Genomic DNA, 16,690 nt, shown 5'->3' with positions numbered 1-16,690 from the left:
GAGTGTATCAGAAATACCACTCCAGACCGCCTTCGATACCACTGACGGTGATGTATTCCTTGTCCACATATTGCATGTACTGCAGGCTCAGGCCGATGTTGTAGGCGGTGCGCATACCCAGGGCGGCACCAAAGGCCAGGCTGGTGTCATCGTTGCGATCGACACCACTGCGACACCCCTGGGCATTGCAGCGACGGGCCACGGTTTTGACCTTCACATCCGCCACCCCGGCAAAGCCCTGCACGAAAAAGCTTTCCACATGCTGCTTCACTACGGGGGAATCGAACGACCACTTGCCGGTGGCCAGCAGGGCGCCCACATGGTCCACGGTGTAATCCACCTTGTTGCGGCTGGTTTCGGAACGCCGGGTGTCGCCGGAGGGCCCGGTCCCCACCCGCAGTTCCACACCCCAGTTCTCGTCCACCATGCCGCCCAGGCGCAGCATCAGACCAGAGGGAGTGAGTTCGTAGTTGTCGTAATCCAGATTGAGGTGCATCAGGTTGGCTGCGGCATAGCCGTAGCGGGAATCCTGAAAGTGGGCCACCTGGGCAGTTTGAGTGTCGTCGGCTTGGTCCGCGGCCCACAGGGCAGGACTGAACAGCAACCCGATAAGCATCCAGTAACGCATGGAAGGTCGTCCTTTTTGTTATTGTTCGAGTAACGGCTGCCTGTTATACCATCGCCGGCAGGCAGAGTCTTTGCCCTGCAGCCGAATCAGGAAATCATTCATGTCCGTCTACACCCCGCTCGACGCGCCCCAGATGACCCGGATACTGGCCCCTTTTGGCTATTCGCTGGTGCATTACCATGGCGCCAGCCATGGCATCGAGAACAGCACCTTTCTGATCGAGGCGAAAGACCGTCAAGGCACCCCTGCCGATCTGGTGCTGACGGTGTTCGAGACCCTGGACAGTAATGCCGTGCGGCCTTACCTGCACCTGCTGGCAGAGCTGGCCAGGGACTCTCAGTTACCGGTACCCGGCCCCCTTGCTGATGATCAGGGGCACTGGCAGATCACCGTCGCGGACAAGCCGGCAGTGCTGATGCCGCGCCTGCCCGGCGACCATGATTTTGCCGTGGACGAGGCCCGTTGCGGGCAGGTTGGCGCGTTGCTGGCGCGGCTGCACCAGTGCGACCCGGGCAGCCTGCTGCCGCTGCCGGATGAACGCCAGCGATTGGCAACGCTCAGTAAACATCTCAGCCACCTGCCCGCCAACCAACAAGCACCGGCCCGCGCCCTGCTCGACGCCTGGCAGGCCAGCCCCACTGGCCGCACCCTGATCCATGGCGACCTGTTTCGCGACAACCTGCTGTGGCAGGACGGCCACATCAGCGCCCTGCTGGATTTCTACAACGCCTGCCTGGATGACCCGGAATACGATCTGGCTGTCACCCTCAATGACTGGTGCGTGGAACCCTGTGGCAAGCCCGCCCCGGAACGGGAACAGGCCCTGCTCAGCACCTACCAGCGCCACGGCGGCCTGTTTGACCCGGGCCGCCTCAAACTGGCGCTGGCGGTGGCCGCTCTCCGCTTCTGGCTATCCCGCCTGGCCGGCCCGGTGGCCAATCACAGTGAAGGGCAGGGGAGCAAGGACCCGGACGAGTTTGCGCGCATTTATCGCTGGCGGATGAAGGCGCTTGAGCCGGGCGCCTGACGTTCAGCCACTGCCCGCCAGAATCATGTGATTAAGATGAGCCAGGTATTCCTGCTCTTGCCATAACCAGGGGTAATCAGGGCAGGCCAGGGAGCTGGGGGTGAGGGCTTCCACGCCCTGGGTGAGCGCGTTAACTACCATCATTTCATGGAGGTCGGCCCAGCCGGTGGGCAGGCGACGCAGATCGCGGGGCTGGTTGACGAACCCTTCACTGATCACCGGATGCATGCGCCGCAGGCGGGTAAAGGCCATGCGCCGGTTGAGTTGTTCTTCCAGCCGGCGCTGCCAGTGATTGCCCGCCGCATCCAGCAGAATCTGTTTTACCGGGCTGGCAAATCTACTCAGCAGGCCCGACATGGGCATGCCTTCACCACTGGCCAACCGATAACGGGGGTCATCATCCAGCCACAGGCTGAAATCCAGAAAATCCAACTCGCTGGTATCCAGCTGACGCAGCTGTTCGCTCAGTGCCACCGTGGTACTCAACCCCACCGGCACGGACGGGAACAGGGCATGCAGTGCGCGGGGAATTTCCAGCAGATAATCTTCCAGTCGACGATTGGCCTGCTCCGACCAGTGAGACGGCAGGGACCGCTCCGGGGAACGCTGGAACACCCGCCGGGTCACACCGTGAGCTGCCGGCAAGGAGGGGAACTGGTAGCAGAAATCGAGCCCGGCCACATCATTGAGGTAGCCCCAGTCCGACACCAGCGACAGGGTATCGCTCCACACCGAGACAAAATCTTCCGGGCGCCGCACAAAGGAGCGTCGCGCCCGGCTGTCGTTCACGAAGCGGCTGCTGAACCAGACCTTCATGCCGCGTTCATGGGTGGACTGCATCAGGTGCTGAAGGGCGCTGCGGATCTTCACTTCCACGGCCCGTTCACCGGGGGGCATGAGCTCGCAGCGATCCAGATGGATGCCGTTTTCCGGGGTGGCGATCAGGTGTGGACAGGGATCCAGACGCAGGGCATTGAAGCCACGCAGCTGGGTTTCGTCGAGGACACGCTCCAACGAGGCAAAGGCACCGTCGCGCAAGTCGCGGTGCAGTAGCCAGGATAAATCCCAGCGAGCTATTGCCAGGGGTTGAGGCATATCGGTCCAGTTCTCCCAATCAAGCGCACCAGCATACCGGTTTCCGAACCGGCCTCAATGGCTCTGGGCCTGTTATCGGTGAAATGACCCACCTTGACATAACCGGGACCGCACACAATTCCCCTCACCGGGTACTCAGGCTATGATCGGGGTATGAAAACCATCATGCTCCGCACCCTGATAATGGCTTCTCTGGCACCAGTCTCGTTGCTGGCCAATGAGCAATTGCCGGACAGTGCCCCCCCGGATGACAAGGCGCCACAGAGCCGTGAGAAAGGCCCCAGCCAGGCGCTGGAAAGCCACGAGCTGGAAGCGCTGTATCTGCAATCGCCGGTCGAGCTGGATACCACTGACGAAAGCCAGGGCCTCAATGCCCTGAGCTCGGAGTCCCGCTATCTGGAAAACGAGCAGCAGGAGTTACTGCAACGCCAGCGTGACACGGTGCAGGTCATCCCCACCCCGAACGACACTCCACCGGCACCACCACCGACGCTGATGCCTGTGCGGGATCTGTAGGAGAGACGCGGCATACTGCACGCCGCGATCGTCAATACGGATAGCGTGGTCCCTCGGGCCAATGCCGTGCTGCACTCAGTTCGCACCCCACCGAGCGAAGCGAATAACCGGCGCGCCGCTGCCCTTGTGGGTATGCTCAGGAATCGCCCTGCAAACACCTCTCGAAACCATCCCCCAGGTACTCCAGCCAATCCAGATAGTTCAGTGATGGCTGGTCACGGCCAAGAGGGTCCAGAGGCTCCTCGCGGCAATCCACACACAAGCGCTTCAGCATGGCGAGGCGAGCTTCCGGTTCGCGGATCATGCATTGCACACCCTGCTCGCGGATTTCCGCGGCCAGCGCCACAAAGCGTCGACTGCCCGGCCCGGCGTCCAGCTGCTGGCTGACCACCACCGGTTCTGCCAGCCCCAGCGGATCCGTGAAATAGCCCCAGGGATGGTGATAGGTCAGCCAGGGGACCTGCGTCAGCGGCGCCAGACGGGCGTGCAGCCCCGCCACGGTTTCCTTCGCCCGGGCCTGCCATTGTCCCGGTTGCTGGTCCGCCAGCCCTGCCGGCAGGGCCGCTGCCAGCGCATCGGACAACAGGATCATGTTGTCCACGGACAACCACAGATGCGGATCCAGGTACGCATCGTCCTGACCGGCATCATGATGGTGACTTTCGTGGCTCCCGTGGCTTTCCTCGTGGTCGTCATGCCCATGGGGGCCACCTTCCCGGCGCACCACGCCGTGCAGACCCAGTAACGCCACGGACGCCTTGTGGCGGCGGGCCACCAGCGGGGCCAGCGGGGCTTCCACCGCCGCCCCCAGCCACACCATCAGATCCGCCTGCTGCACCTGTAGCGCCTGCCGCGGCGACAGCGCCAACTGATGGGGATTCTGGTTGGCCTGCAACAGGGTCACCACCTCCACTTCCGGGCCATAGAGACTGCGCACCAGCTTCGCCAGCGGCTCCACACTGGCCACAATGGTCTGGCTCCAGGCGGGGGAGCAAAGCATTAGCAGGATTGTCAGCCAGAAATGGCGCATGGAATTCCCTCTTACTTGAATGACGAAGGCGGGGCTAGCTGCAAGCTTCAAGCTACAAGGCGCGAGCTGGCCCGTTGCCACCTGAAAACCTTTGAGCCGCGCCGCAAGGCTTATGGCGCGCCTTGTAGCTTGTAGCTTGAAGCTTGCAGCTAGCCCTTCAGTGCAGGCGAAAGCCGCGCAGTATATCATTGCGCCTTTGTATTACGGGCCCCTTGTTATGTCGGAACCACTGGTCAATGTCGATGCCGTCTCGGTCACTCTCGGTGGCACCTCGGTGCTGGCCGATGTGAGCCTGACCCTGGCACCGGGCCGCATCACTACCCTGATCGGACCCAACGGCGCCGGCAAAAGCACCCTGGCCCGGGTGGTGCTGGGACTGGTGAAGACCGACAGCGGTTCCGTCACCCGTCGCAAAGGCCTGCGCATCGGTTATATGCCCCAGCAGATTCAGGTGGATGACAGCCTGCCGCTCACCGTGGATCGTTTTCTGTGGCTGGCGGCAACGGGACCCACCTCTGCCCGTCGCGCCGCGCTGGAACGGGCCGGTGTGGCCCATTTGCGCCGTCGTGCCGTTCAGCAATTGTCCGGCGGCGAGATGCAACGGGTGCTGCTGGCCCGCGCCCTGCTGCGCAAGCCGGACCTGCTGGTGCTGGATGAACCCGCCCAGGGCGTGGACGTGGCCGGCCAGAATGCCCTTTATGGCCTGCTCAAGGATGTCCGCGATCAACTGGGCTGTGCCATCCTGCTGATTTCCCACGATCTGCATCTGGTCATGGCCGCCACCGACGAGGTGATCTGCCTGCAGCGCCACGTGTGCTGCTCCGGCAGTCCGGAAACCGTCAGTCGCGACCCGGCTTACCACGAGCTGTTCGGCCCCGCTGCCGGCACCCCGAACCTGGCGCTGTATACCCACGATCATGACCACGACCATGATCTGCACGGCAACGCCCATCATCACGACCACGAAGGCCCCTGTAACCATGATTGAACTGCTGCTCCCCCCGCTGCTCGCCGGCCTGGCCGTGGCAATCGTGTCCGGCCCCATGGGCGCGTTTGTGGTGTGGCGCCGTATGGCCTTCTTTGGCGATACCCTGGCCCATGGCGCCTTGTTGGGTGCCGCCCTGGGGCTGGCGCTGGATATCAACCTGTACCTGGCCGTGGTGGCCGTCTGCCTGGGCCTGGCCGCGGCACTCACCGGCCTGCAGCGACAGCGACAACTGGCCGGCGACACCCTGCTGGGCATTGTCGCCCACACCACTCTGGCCCTGGGTGTCATCGCCATCAGCCTGCAAACCGGCATCCAGGTGGATCTGTTCGCCTACCTGTTTGGTGACTTGCTGGCGGTGGGCTGGAGCGATGTGGTTGGCCTGTGGAGCGGGGCCATGGTGATTATGCTGCTGATGCTGTGGCAATGGCGCTCACTGCTGAGCATTACCGTGAGTGAGGAACTGGCCCAGGTGGAAGGGGTAGCGGTGCAGGGCACCCGGCTGCTGCTGATGCTGTTGCTGGCCCTGCTGATTGCCGGCGCCATTCGCACCGTAGGGGTATTGTTGATCACTTCCCTGCTGGTGATCCCCGCCGCCAGTGCCCGCCGCCTGACCCATACCCCGGCGCAGATGGCCATGGTTGCCAGTCTGTTCGGCACACTTTCGGTGCTGGCGGGCCTGACGGTGAGCTGGTTTGCCAACACCCCGGTGGGGCCATCCATTGTCGTCGCTGCCAGCGGCTTGTTTGTGCTGACGTTGTTCCGGCGGAGTGCCTAAAAACCGTGCCGCAGGAGCGTCGCTCGCGGCGCGATAGCCCAACGTCGTTAAAGCACATTTACCACAGAGGGCACAGAGATCACTGAGGAAATGAAGAGGGTTACTCTGTGCCCTCTGTGGTGAAAATGCTTTTGATCCCGGGCCTGAATCGCGCCGCCAGCGACGCACCTACAGCAGAGCATTTTCCCGGAGTGTGAATGAACCTGACCCTTAACCAACGCATCTGGATGCTGGCCTGGCCGTTGCTGCTGTCGAATCTGACCGCGCCGCTGCTGGGGCTGGTGGATACCGCGGTGGTGGGACACCTTGATCATCCCCGTTATCTGGCGGCGGTGGCGCTGGGTGGCAACTTTTTCATGTTCCTGTACTTCTCGTTCAACTTCCTGCGCATGGGCACCACCGGCTTTGCCTCCCAGGCAAAGGGCGGGGCGCGAGACACCCGGGTGGTGTTGTTCCGGGGCCTGCTGCTCTCCGCCGGACTGGGGCTGGCGCTGATACTGCTGTCACCGCTGTTGCGGGACACCGGCCTGTGGTTGCTGGGGGGCAGCAATGAGGTGCAGGAGCTGGCGCGGGATTACATCAACATCCGCATTCTCGGCGCCCCGGCGGCGCTGGCCAACTTTGCCCTGATCGGTTTCGCCATCGGCACCCACAACACCCGGGTGCCCCTGAAGATGACCTTGCTGATGCACAGCAGTAACGCCCTGCTGGATGTGCTGCTGGTGCAGGTGTGGCATTGGGATGTGCGCGGTGTGGCCACCGCCAGTGCCTGTGCGGAATACATCGGCCTGGCTGGCGGCCTGTTCTGGCTACGTCATGCCCTGCGCCCACCCAGTCAACAGGAACGGGTCTGGCAACTGCCCGCCATTCTCGCCCTGATGAGCGTAAACCGGGATATCTTTATTCGCAGTCTGGCCCTGCTCAGCACTTTCTTTTTCTTCACCGCCCAGGGCGCCCGGCTGGGTGACGCCGTGCTGGCCGCCAACGCCGTGTTGATCACCTTTCTGCTGATTCTCAGCAACCTGCTGGATGGCTTCGCCAATGCCGCCGAGGCGTTAGTGGGCGAGGCTCACGGTCGCAAGAACAATACCGAATTGCGACTGGCCATTGCCGCCACCGGTCGCTGGACGCTGGGCTGTGCCGCACTCGGTCTGGCACTGTTTGCGACCGTCGGCGCTCCCCTGATCGGCCTGCTTACCGACCTGCCGGATATTCGCGACACCGCCATCCACTACCTGCCCTGGGTGTTGTTGCTACCGCTCACTGCCAGCGCTGGTTTCTGGCTGGACGGCATCTTCGTGGGCGCCACCTGGGGCGCCGCCATGCGTAACACCATGCTGGTGTCAGTGGCAGGATTTTTTCTCATCTGGGCCCTGACCCGGGGCTGGGACAACCATGGCCTTTGGCTAACCATGAACGGTTTCATGGCAACACGGGGAATCTGTATGGGCTGGATGCTGTGGCGCCGAATGCAAATCCCTGCAAGCCCATAATTTTTATGCAATAATTTTTCTCAAAATGGAGAGAGGCCCACACAGGAATCGATATGGAATTCGGCAATCCCTACCAGGCACCACAGAACCCGGAACCGGCCCAGGCCAACATTTACGTCAACGATCGCTTTCTGCTAATGCCCAAGAACACCTCCCTGCCAGAACGCTGCCTCAAATGCAGCGAGCCACCGGCAAAACGCTATACCCAGAAACTATTTTGGGTTTCCCCATGGGTGTATCTGTGCTTCTTGATAAATATTCTGGTGCTACTGATCGTCTATCTGGTTACCCGCAAGACCACCGCGGTGTCTTACTCCCTGTGTGCCAGGCATGCGAAAGAGAAACGGATGCGTAACTGGACACTGGCTGGCTTCGGAGCGGGCATCATACTTTTCCTGATCGCCTGCGCCGCACTGGAATCCATTGTCCCGCTTTGGCTTGCCATCGCCAGCATGGTAGCCATGATAATATTTTCGCTCGTCAAACCCTTGCCGCTTACCGTCAAGAAATTTGAAAAAAATCAGTTCTGGATCAAGGGGGCGGGAGATGAAATGCTGACGCTCTTTCCGAAAATAACAGATGCTGAAGTCGCGCCGAAATCACCATCATCATGAGAGAGCATTCAAGGCTAACCGGTTTCTCATGGAAGCTTGCCGGCAACCGGGCGTCGTCCTGTTTCGGCAAGCCGCTTCAGTGGGTGTTGTCGTTGAGAACTCGTTACCCATCACTGTTTAATGCTTTGCCAGCCCATTCTTTTTGACCGTTTTTTCCTTGTACATGCGACGGTCAGCATGCTGCAAAAGAACTTCGGCATTTTCGAAATTTTCCGGGCCAGTCTGTACCACACCCAGGCTGATTTTCACGTTGGGCAGTCGTTCCGCCAGCAAACTCTTGATGCGCTGACAGTAACTCCCTAATGCCTGATCCTCAGTGCTGTTCGCCAGCACCACACAGAATTCATCGCCACCATAGCGCACACAGGTATCTTCTCCTCGGGCGGCGTCCAGCAGCACCTTGCCAAGTTCACGCAGCACCTGATCGCCATAGGTATGACCGCGCTGATCATTGAGCTCTTTGAAATCATCCACATCCACGAAGATCAGACACACCGGCTCGCCACGGCGTTGGGCGGCCTTGAGAGTACGTTGCAGGGCCTCATTGAGAAAACGCCGGGTAGTGAGCCCGGTGAGCGAATCGGTACGCAGCTCCCCATTGCGCATGGCCACCGTTTCTTCCAGTGCGCGGGCATAATCTTCGGTGCGGTTTTTTACCGCTTCGATTTCCGAGAGCATGCTCTGGATATAGGTTTCAAACACCAGGGTAACGTCAAAATAGATTAGCTTGTCCAGTGCCTTGACCACCCGCATGGAGAGATCATGCTGGCCCACCAGATCATTGAGATTTTCCACCAGAAGACGTTGTAGCAGGTAGACCGCTGACAGGTAGTACTTGGGCTCAACACCGATGCGCTTGTGGACCAGCCCAATGCGCAACCGGTTGTTGGCGTACTCAAGGTCATAGGTGCCGGCAAAGAGATCGAGGATATAGCGCCGCTGGGCAGACTGGAGGCGGTCGAGGGTATCTGCATCACCGATCAGGGCGGCGATTTCCGGATTGCTGGTCTGGATGCCGTAAAAGGTTTCAACAATGCTGTCCAGACGCTGCTCCACCAGAGTAGAGCACTGAGTCAGGGCATCCACATCTTCATCGCTGAAATCCAGCAGTCGCTTGCGAACACGGATTTCCGCTTCAGTGAAGCGCAGCTGCTCCAGCAGCGTTTTCATGACTGGCATCTCTGTTCCCTCGCCCCGTGAGCCTTCCTGGCTCCATGCAAAACGGCGTCTTTTCATCATACCCCGCAGGGGAGGGAACACTATAGTCCAAACTTACGCACGTCCGGCGCCGACTACCGCTCGGGCAAAAATGTGAAACAAATCACACCACGGATCGATTCACGGTCTGCCGATTTTCCGTTCCGCCGTGACGCTTGAAGCGTGTATCTGATTCCTAGCGTTTCAACGCCCCGTCGCGATCAAGCTGGCCGACCACGCTCTTGGCATAGCCTTCGGCACCGGCATTCAGGCTATAGGGGTTCATGCTCCGCGACTGTGCCTGCCACACCGGCTTCTTGTTGGCCACATTGTAGAGCTGGGTCTGCAGGTAGTAGTCGGTGGCGTTCTGGTAGTAGCCAGGCTGGTAGACCGCACTGTAGCTGTAGCCCACGTAGGGGCCGTAACCCAGATACATGGGTGCGGAAGTCATGGGCATGTAGTCCACCTGGGGCGGCACGTATTCGTCACGCTCCTCCACTTTCAGCAGACTCACCACCATCACACCATCGGCACCACTCTCTTTCACTGCCGCTTCAACATGAGCACGGTATTGCTCTGCCTGCTGGCTTTCACCGCCCAGTTCGGCGGAGGCCAGGGTAGCCTCTACGGAGCGTTTGGCCAGACTCTTCTTGACCTGCTGTTCCACCGCGGCAGAGGTTACTGCGCTTTCGGAGAGAACAATCACGAAGATGTGTCCAAACGCCGGGCGAGGTTCGCCGGTCTTGGTCTGCCAGGTTGATTGGGTTTCTGTGGTGGTGGCACAGGCCGCCAGCAACAGGACCGCACAGAACACAAAAGCACGTTGAACCATCTGCATGGGAAATCCTTCGTTATGCAAGGGAAAGAATGCTGACAGGGTAAGGCGTTTTTACCACAGAGGCCACAAGCAACACCGGAAAACGGATCTTCCTCGGTGCACTCCTGTGGATCAGGTTATGCGGATTGGCAAGGCGTGAGCGAGTGACAAGTTTCGAGTTGCGAAGGGCAAAACCCACCTGAATGGAAGGGCGGGTTTTCGAAACTCGCTTCTCGCACCTCGAAAAGGGTTATTTTTTTCCGCCGGGCATGATGAATTTCATCAGGGTCATGAACCACATCAGCTGCCCAGGATCACCCTCGATCTTGATGTCGCCGGCCTGCATGCCTTCCATGAAGGCCATCTGGTTCTTGCCGGCCTCTTTCAGGGTGGCGAAGGCGTAATTCGCATCCTTGAAATTGAGGGTAACGGAGGGGGACGGATTCAAGCCGCCTTTCGACACCACCTTGCCGGGGGTGAAATGAAACCAGCGCGCCGGCTTGCCGGAAAACGTCCGCCACTGCATTACCACGTCGCGGTTTTCCAGCTGCTTGCGAAAGCCTTCATTGCGCCATGCCAGCCAGCGCAAACGCCAGCCGAGGACCAGCAGAACCAGAGCAAATTTCATGGAAAGTCCTTATTCAAGGTATGAGCCTCAAGCTACAAGCTGCAACACGATCACAGACCATGCAAATTAAAAATCGCAGCTACCGCTGCCCGAAGCGCGGGGAAGGCGTTCTGCCCCCCCTTTCTATCACGCGCCTCGTAGCTCGCAGCTTGAAGCGAGTAGCGACTAAGGCATTACCGCCGGCAATTCCTTGTTGAGCTTCATCTTTTCCTTCACCGCATCCCCGGTGAGGGCATAGCCCAGCAGGTTACCATCCTTGCCGCGGAACAGGGCCTGGACGGTGTTGCCATCCGCCTCGATTTCCCATTCCCCTTCACTGTCCTGGGGAGCAGGACAAACCACCACCGGACAGGCCGGCGTCTTGATGGTCACCGGCATCACACCGTAGCTGACTTCCGTGATCTCACCGGTCAGGGTCTTGGCCAGGGCACGGGCGGAAGCCATCAGGGGCAACACGTAGGGCAGCACATGCCCCTGTACTTCGGCGCAGTCACCCAGTGCATAGACGTCTTCGGCGTTGGTACGCAATGTCTTGTCGGTGAGGATACCGCGGTTGGTGGTCAGGCCGGCTTCCTGGGCCATGCTGATGCGCGGGCGCAGGCCGATGGCAGACAACACCACATCGGATTCGATCTTGCTGCCGTCAGACAATTCGGTGACCAGCTTGTCGCCGTCACCATGGTGCACTGCCTTGGCCAGCGGGCCAAAGTGGAATGTCACGCCCAGATCAGCCAGGCCACGGCCCACGGCTTCGGAGGCCGCTTCCGGCAGCAACAACGGCAAGCAGCGGCCCATGGGCTCTACCAATTCCACGTCGAAACCACCGTTGGACAAATCGTTGGCGAACTCACAGCCGATCAGGCCGCCACCCAGAATGGTCACCTTCTTCTTGCCTTCCAGGGCCGCGCGGAAACGACCGTAGTCCATCAGGTCGTTGACGGAAAACACCTTGCCCACGGCATCGCCTTCCAGCGGCGGCGTCCAGGTGTCGGCACCCAGCGCCAACACCAGCTTGCTGTAATCCAGATGCGCATCCGGCAGCAGCACACGCTTGGCGTCAGTGTCGATTCCGGCTACGTGGATACCCGTGCGCACTTCCACATTGAACTGTTCGGCCACTTTTTCCGGGGTCGCCATGCACAGGTCATCAGCGGTCTTTTCCTTGGTAAAACCGGCAGACAGCATGGGCTTGGAATAATTGCGTCCGTCGTCGGCGGTCAGCATGACGATGGGCGTTTCCTTGTCCAGCTTGCGGAATTCCTTGACGGTGTTGAAGCCGGCCAGGCCGGTGCCGATGATGACTACTGGGTTCATGGGTGTTCCTTTACGGTGCTATGGATGGGCAGGTCTGGGGGTGAGGATCGATGCAAGACCGCACGGTGGAGGCCCCGCATCCGGTGCGGGGCAGACTCCGGACAGGGCAATGTCCGGACTCAGATTTCCACCATTTCAAAGTCTTCCTTGCCGACGCCGCAGTCAGGGCAGACCCAGTCTTCCGGTACGTCATCCCAGGCGGTACCTGCGGCAATGCCTTCTTCCGGCAGACCTTCGGCTTCGTCATAGATGAAACCGCACACTACACATTCCCACTTCTTCATGGTGAACCTCATCAAATAAAAGTAAGCGCCCACTTACATTGGCGCATACAGGGCGTTTCTCGGGGGTGCCTAACCTATCGGTGCCAGCCCCAAAAATCAATGACAGTGGGCGCTGTCATGTTAGGTCTCAGCGGGCATACACAGGTTGCTGGCTTGCCCTGCGTGCCGGCATGGGCCATAGTCCTGCCGCCCCTGTTTTGTTGATCCGCCGAGACCTTCATGCTGCCTGCCGCCCTCCATCCTGACAGCCACTGGCGCCCGCTTGGCCAGCTGGTGATGCCGCCGCTGATCCGCGACTGGATGGCCGATCCGGATTCCCTGACCCTGCGTCTCAGGCGTCATGGGCATTTTCAGGTCGTCCCCGGCTTCCATGCCATGGCCGTGCCCACCCTGGACGAACGGCGGCTACTTGATTTGCCCATCAGACAGGCGGCGCTGGTTCGCGAAGTGACCCTGATGCTGGATGACATTCCAGTGGTGGCCGCCCGCAGTATCCTGCCAGTGAGTAGCCTGCGCGGTGCCAACCGCTCCCTGGGCCACATGGGCAGCCGCTCCTTGGGGCTTGAACTCTACAAACGCCCGCTCTGCCAACGCGATCAGGTCTGGGCCCGGCTGGCGTCGCCCGGCCACGGTCATCCGCTGTGTTGGGGCAGGCAGTCGCGCTTCATCAAACGCGGCGCACCGTTGCTGGTGGCAGAATACTTCCTGCCGGCGTTGTGGGAGAAGGTGTCAGATGACACCGCTTCTACAGGGTCCCTGTAGGCGCACCTCTTGAGGTGCGAAAGGGGGAATTCCGGGTTACGAGCAGCCAGTATCAAAGATCAAAACCTGGCGGACCCATGGGTTGGTTTTCAACATTCGTTACTCGCTTCCACCTTGGGGGCTCACTGTCGCTCCATTCGCACCTCAAGAGCTGCGCCTACAGGAAGCCCTGATCCGCGTCTTGCAACTTGCTCCTTGTGACTAGAAACTTATCCCGCACTGACAACCGGATGTCCCATGTTTGCTTTCGTTGAACACCGCTATCCCGCCCTGTGGCCCTATCTCCAGCTAATGCGGCTGGACCGGCCCATCGGCACCCTGCTGCTGCTGTGGCCGACGATGTGGGCGGTGTGGATCGCCGGGGAGGGCACGCCAAGTCTGAAGACCATCGTGATCTTCTTCCTGGGCGTGGTGATCATGCGCGCGGCGGGCTGTGTGATTAACGATTTCGCCGATCGGGATTTCGACGGCGGAGTGGAACGCACCAAGGGGCGGCCACTGGCCACCGGTGCCATCAGCAGCAAAAAAGCCCTGGCCCTGTTTGCCGGGCTGGGTCTGATGGCCTTTGTGCTGGTGTTGTTCCTTAACGAGCTGACCTTCTGGCTGTCCTTCGGCGGCCTGGGGCTGGCCGTGCTCTACCCCTTCACCAAGCGCTTCACTTTCATGCCGCAGCTGTTCCTCGGCGCTGCCTTCAGCTGGGCCATCCCCATGGCCTTTGCCGCCGAGGCCGGCCATGTACCGGAAATCGCCTGGCTGCTGTATGTGGCGAACCTGGTGTGGACGGTAGCCTATGACACCGAATACGCCATGTGCGACCGGGAAGATGACCTGAAGATGGGCATCAAGAGCACTGCCATCCTGTTCGGCGATGCGGACCGCCTGATGATCGGCATTCTGCAAGGGCTGACATTGTTGGCGCTGATCATGGTCGGCCAACGGCTGGAATTTACCTGGCCCTGGTATGCCGGCATCGCGGCCATGTCCGTGACCTTTATTTACCAGCACACCCTGATCCGCTACCGGGAGCGCTGGCCCAGCTTCCATGCGTTCCTGAACAATCACTGGAGTGGGGCGTGCGTGTTTGTGGGCTTGTTCTTCCAGTACTTCTAAGTAGCAAGCTTCAAGCTGCAAGCTACAACGCGGGTCAGGGTTTCAAGATCTGCCATGCCGTGCCCGCGATTAATGGCTGATCAAACCTGACGAATTCAAGTCCAGCCCATTGCTTACCCACTCTGACCAGGAAACGCGGCTCCCGGCGTCTTCGGGTGGCTACTCAATCGATCCGCGTTGTAGCTTGCAGCTTGAAGCTTGTCACTACTCTTGCATTTCCTCCAATTTCCGCCGAACTTGTCATACACATGTCATAAAAAAGCAATCTAATGGGTCACCATACCTAGAATGACAGGCGAAGGAAGGAAGCCATGTCCCGTAACCGGATCTTGATTGTTGATGACGAGCCCGCCATTCGTGAAATGGTGGCTGTCGCCCTGGAACTAGCCGACTTTGACGTGCTCGAAGCCGAGAACGCTCAACGTGGCCATGAAATCATTGTGGACGAGCGCCCGGACCTGGTATTGCTGGACTGGATGCTGCCGTCTGTGACAGGCATTGAGCTGGCCCGCCGTCTCAAGCGCGACGAGACCACCAATGAAATCCCCATCATCATGCTCACCGCCAAGAGCGAGGAAGATAACAAGGTGCAAGGGCTGGATGTGGGTGCCGATGACTACATCACCAAGCCGTTTTCCACCCGTGAATTGATCTCCCGTATCAAGGCCGTGCTACGCCGCGCCTCCAGCGCGGCGGCAGAGAAGGCCATCGAAGTGGAGGGACTGTGCCTGGATCCGGTGAGCCACCGTATCAGCGCCAACGACGAACCCGTGGACATGGGCCCCACCGAGTATCGCCTGCTGGAATTCTTCATGAGCCATCAGGAACGGGCCTACTCCCGCACCCAGCTGCTGGATCAGGTATGGGGCGCCAATGTCTACGTGGAAGACCGGACCATCGATGTGCATATCCGTCGTCTTCGCAAAGCCTTGGCCCCCTTCGGTTATGATCGTTTTATCCAGACGGTCCGCGGCACCGGCTACCGTTTTTCCGTGAAGGCGGCCAAAGCCTCCTAGTGGGTCGTTGAAGAAAAAAATGTGCTAGGGTGCACGCAGTATTCGCACCCGTGACCTGGCAAGGGCGACGCAGACATGAAAGCCAGTCTGGCCAAAGAAGTTAACCGAATTATCGGGCTGCTTGCCCTGGCCTCCATCGCGGCCATCTCCGTCGGCCATATCTGGCCTCTCATCGCGGGCATGGTCGGCTATATCATCTGGAGCACCCGCCAGCTTTTCGCCCTGTACAGCTGGCTGGTGCGCGATGACCACACCGAACCCCCGGACAGCATCGGCCTCTGGGGAGAGTTCTACACCCGCCTTGAGCACCTTTTCCAGAAAGAGCGCCGCGCCCAGGAGAACCTGCAGGGGATCATTCACCGTGCCCAGCAATCGGTAAACGCTCTGGAGGATGTGGTCATCCTCATAGACCAGCACGGCTATCTGGAATACTGGAACCTGGCTGCCGAACGCTATATGGGCTTCAACGCTGCCCAGGATCTTGGCCAGCCGCTGACCAACCTGATTCGCCACCCCGGTTTTACTGACTATCTCCATGGCGGGGACTTTCGCGAAGCGCTGGAAATTCCCTCGCCCATGGATGACAACCGGATTCTGCAATTTCGGGTCACGGAATTCGGGGTGGGCGATCAGTTGCTGATGGCGCGGGATGTCACCCGCATCCACCATCTCGAACAGATGCGCAAGGACTTCGTGGCCAACGTCAGCCACGAACTGAAAACTCCGCTCACCGTGTTAAAGGGGTATCTGGAAACCTTGCTCGATACCGTACCGGATGAGCAGGCCCGGTTACGCCGCGCACTCACCCAGATGGAAAGTCAATCCAACCGCATGGAAGCCCTGGTCACCGATCTGTTGCTGCTGTCTCGACTGGAAAATACCGACGCCGATAACGACAAACAAGCCGTGGCCGTGCATGGCATGCTCAACCGCATGCGCGAGAATGCCCTGGCCATGAGCGCTGACAAGCACCACCAGATTGAGCTGGATGTGCCGGAAGATGCACGGCTGGTTGCCAACCCCGCCGAACTGGAAAGTGCCTTCGGCAACCTGATTACCAATGCGGTAAAATATACCCCTGCGGAAGGCAAAATCCGGATTCAATGGTGGCAGGATGAACGCGGTGCGCACTTGTCCGTCAATGACAACGGCCTTGGCATCGACCCCGCCCATATTCCGCGCCTCACTGAGCGCTTCTATCGCCCGGACAACAGTCGCGTCACCCAGACCGGCGGTACCGGCCTGGGCCTGGCCATCGTCAAGCACGTGATGATCCGCCACAACGGCAAACTGGAAATCAAAAGCCAGCTGGGGCAGGGGAGCACTTTCATTTGTCACTTCCCGCCGGAAAGACTGGTAAGCAAGCCCACGGCAGTGGCGGGGTGATGGGCTACAA

Annotated in this window: 18 protein-coding genes; 10 read left to right on the top strand and 8 right to left on the bottom strand. The window is 60.0% G+C overall.

Going from position 1 to position 16,690, the window contains the following annotated elements:
- Window positions 1-7: 7 nt before the first annotated feature.
- Window positions 8-628: an outer membrane beta-barrel protein gene (locus GQF00_RS09840; RefSeq protein ID WP_161318972.1), complete on the bottom strand. Its 621-nt coding sequence runs from the start codon at window positions 626-628 to the stop codon at window positions 8-10.
- A 100-nt stretch (window positions 629-728) separates the two neighbouring features.
- On the opposite strand from GQF00_RS09840, the gene GQF00_RS09835 reads away from it, so the two are divergent.
- A complete protein-coding gene (locus GQF00_RS09835; protein WP_161318971.1) occupies window positions 729-1,655 on the top strand; it encodes a homoserine kinase in 927 nt (308 codons plus the stop codon).
- 3 nt (window positions 1,656-1,658) lie between these two features.
- Here GQF00_RS09835 and GQF00_RS09830 read toward each other — a convergent pair whose 3' ends face one another.
- A complete protein-coding gene (locus GQF00_RS09830) occupies window positions 1,659-2,750 on the bottom strand; it encodes a cellulase-like family protein (protein ID WP_161318970.1) in 1,092 nt (363 codons plus the stop codon).
- 153 nt (window positions 2,751-2,903) lie between these two features.
- On the opposite strand from GQF00_RS09830, the gene GQF00_RS09825 reads away from it, so the two are divergent.
- A complete protein-coding gene (locus GQF00_RS09825; protein ID WP_161318969.1) occupies window positions 2,904-3,266 on the top strand; it encodes a hypothetical protein in 363 nt (120 codons plus the stop codon).
- A 136-nt stretch (window positions 3,267-3,402) separates the two neighbouring features.
- On the opposite strand, the gene GQF00_RS09820 is transcribed toward GQF00_RS09825, so the two are convergent.
- On the bottom strand, window positions 3,403-4,296 hold the full coding sequence (locus GQF00_RS09820; protein WP_161318968.1) for a metal ABC transporter solute-binding protein, Zn/Mn family: 894 nt from the start codon (window positions 4,294-4,296) through the stop codon (window positions 3,403-3,405).
- Between the two features lie 217 nt (window positions 4,297-4,513).
- Here GQF00_RS09820 and znuC point away from each other — a divergent pair, with 217 nt between their 5' ends.
- From znuC to GQF00_RS09800, 4 genes are all read left to right on the top strand, one after another.
- Window positions 4,514-5,284 (top strand): zinc ABC transporter ATP-binding protein ZnuC, encoded by a 771-nt coding sequence (gene znuC / locus GQF00_RS09815; protein WP_161318967.1) that lies wholly within the window; start codon window positions 4,514-4,516, stop codon window positions 5,282-5,284.
- Window positions 5,277-6,059, top strand: coding sequence for a zinc ABC transporter permease subunit ZnuB (znuB, locus tag GQF00_RS09810; protein ID WP_161318966.1), 783 nt, complete (start codon window positions 5,277-5,279; stop codon window positions 6,057-6,059). The genes znuC and znuB overlap by 8 nt, the downstream gene beginning before the upstream one ends.
- A gap of 197 nt (window positions 6,060-6,256) precedes the next feature.
- Window positions 6,257-7,552 carry an MATE family efflux transporter gene (locus tag GQF00_RS09805; protein ID WP_161318965.1) on the top strand — a complete coding sequence of 432 codons (1,296 nt, stop codon included), beginning with the start codon at window positions 6,257-6,259 and terminating at the stop codon, window positions 7,550-7,552.
- Window positions 7,553-7,605: 53 nt separating this feature from the next.
- Complete coding sequence (locus GQF00_RS09800) at window positions 7,606-8,166, top strand: hypothetical protein (protein WP_161318964.1); 561 nt, start codon at window positions 7,606-7,608, stop codon at window positions 8,164-8,166.
- A 117-nt stretch (window positions 8,167-8,283) separates the two neighbouring features.
- Here the strand turns inward: GQF00_RS09800 and GQF00_RS09795 are convergent, their stop codons facing one another.
- The 5 genes from GQF00_RS09795 to rd form a co-directional block, all read right to left on the bottom strand.
- On the bottom strand, window positions 8,284-9,336 hold the full coding sequence (locus GQF00_RS09795; protein WP_237440454.1) for a GGDEF domain-containing protein: 1,053 nt from the start codon (window positions 9,334-9,336) through the stop codon (window positions 8,284-8,286).
- Window positions 9,337-9,559: 223 nt separating this feature from the next.
- Window positions 9,560-10,201, bottom strand: a complete 642-nt coding sequence (locus tag GQF00_RS09790) for a DUF4136 domain-containing protein (protein WP_161318962.1) — start codon at window positions 10,199-10,201, stop codon at window positions 9,560-9,562.
- Between the two features lie 229 nt (window positions 10,202-10,430).
- The gene (locus GQF00_RS09785; protein WP_161318961.1) at window positions 10,431-10,808 is read right to left on the bottom strand and encodes a hypothetical protein; all 378 of its coding nucleotides are present in this window, start codon (window positions 10,806-10,808) and stop codon (window positions 10,431-10,433) included.
- 165 nt (window positions 10,809-10,973) lie between these two features.
- Window positions 10,974-12,122, bottom strand: a complete 1,149-nt coding sequence (locus GQF00_RS09780) for an NAD(P)/FAD-dependent oxidoreductase (protein WP_161318960.1) — start codon at window positions 12,120-12,122, stop codon at window positions 10,974-10,976.
- A gap of 119 nt (window positions 12,123-12,241) precedes the next feature.
- A complete protein-coding gene (gene rd, locus GQF00_RS09775; RefSeq protein ID WP_035234079.1) occupies window positions 12,242-12,406 on the bottom strand; it encodes a rubredoxin in 165 nt (54 codons plus the stop codon).
- A 219-nt stretch (window positions 12,407-12,625) separates the two neighbouring features.
- On the opposite strand from rd, the gene GQF00_RS09770 reads away from it, so the two are divergent.
- The 4 genes from GQF00_RS09770 (at window position 12,626) to phoR (ending at window position 16,680) form a co-directional block, all read left to right on the top strand.
- On the top strand, window positions 12,626-13,168 hold the full coding sequence (locus GQF00_RS09770; protein ID WP_161318959.1) for a chorismate lyase: 543 nt from the start codon (window positions 12,626-12,628) through the stop codon (window positions 13,166-13,168).
- Between the two features lie 237 nt (window positions 13,169-13,405).
- Window positions 13,406-14,278, top strand: coding sequence for a 4-hydroxybenzoate octaprenyltransferase (ubiA, locus tag GQF00_RS09765; RefSeq protein WP_161318958.1), 873 nt, complete (start codon window positions 13,406-13,408; stop codon window positions 14,276-14,278).
- 311 nt (window positions 14,279-14,589) lie between these two features.
- The gene (gene phoB, locus GQF00_RS09760; RefSeq protein WP_161318957.1) at window positions 14,590-15,294 is read left to right on the top strand and encodes a phosphate regulon transcriptional regulator PhoB; all 705 of its coding nucleotides are present in this window, start codon (window positions 14,590-14,592) and stop codon (window positions 15,292-15,294) included.
- 75 nt (window positions 15,295-15,369) lie between these two features.
- Window positions 15,370-16,680, top strand: a complete 1,311-nt coding sequence (gene phoR, locus GQF00_RS09755; protein ID WP_161318956.1) for a phosphate regulon sensor histidine kinase PhoR — start codon at window positions 15,370-15,372, stop codon at window positions 16,678-16,680.
- Window positions 16,681-16,690: the final 10 nt, after the last annotated feature.

It is taken from the genome of Alcanivorax sp. DP30 (genome assembly GCF_009882945.1).
Classification (GTDB): domain Bacteria; phylum Pseudomonadota; class Gammaproteobacteria; order Pseudomonadales; family Alcanivoracaceae; genus Alcanivorax.
This window is presented reverse-complemented; position numbering and strand designations above follow the sequence as displayed.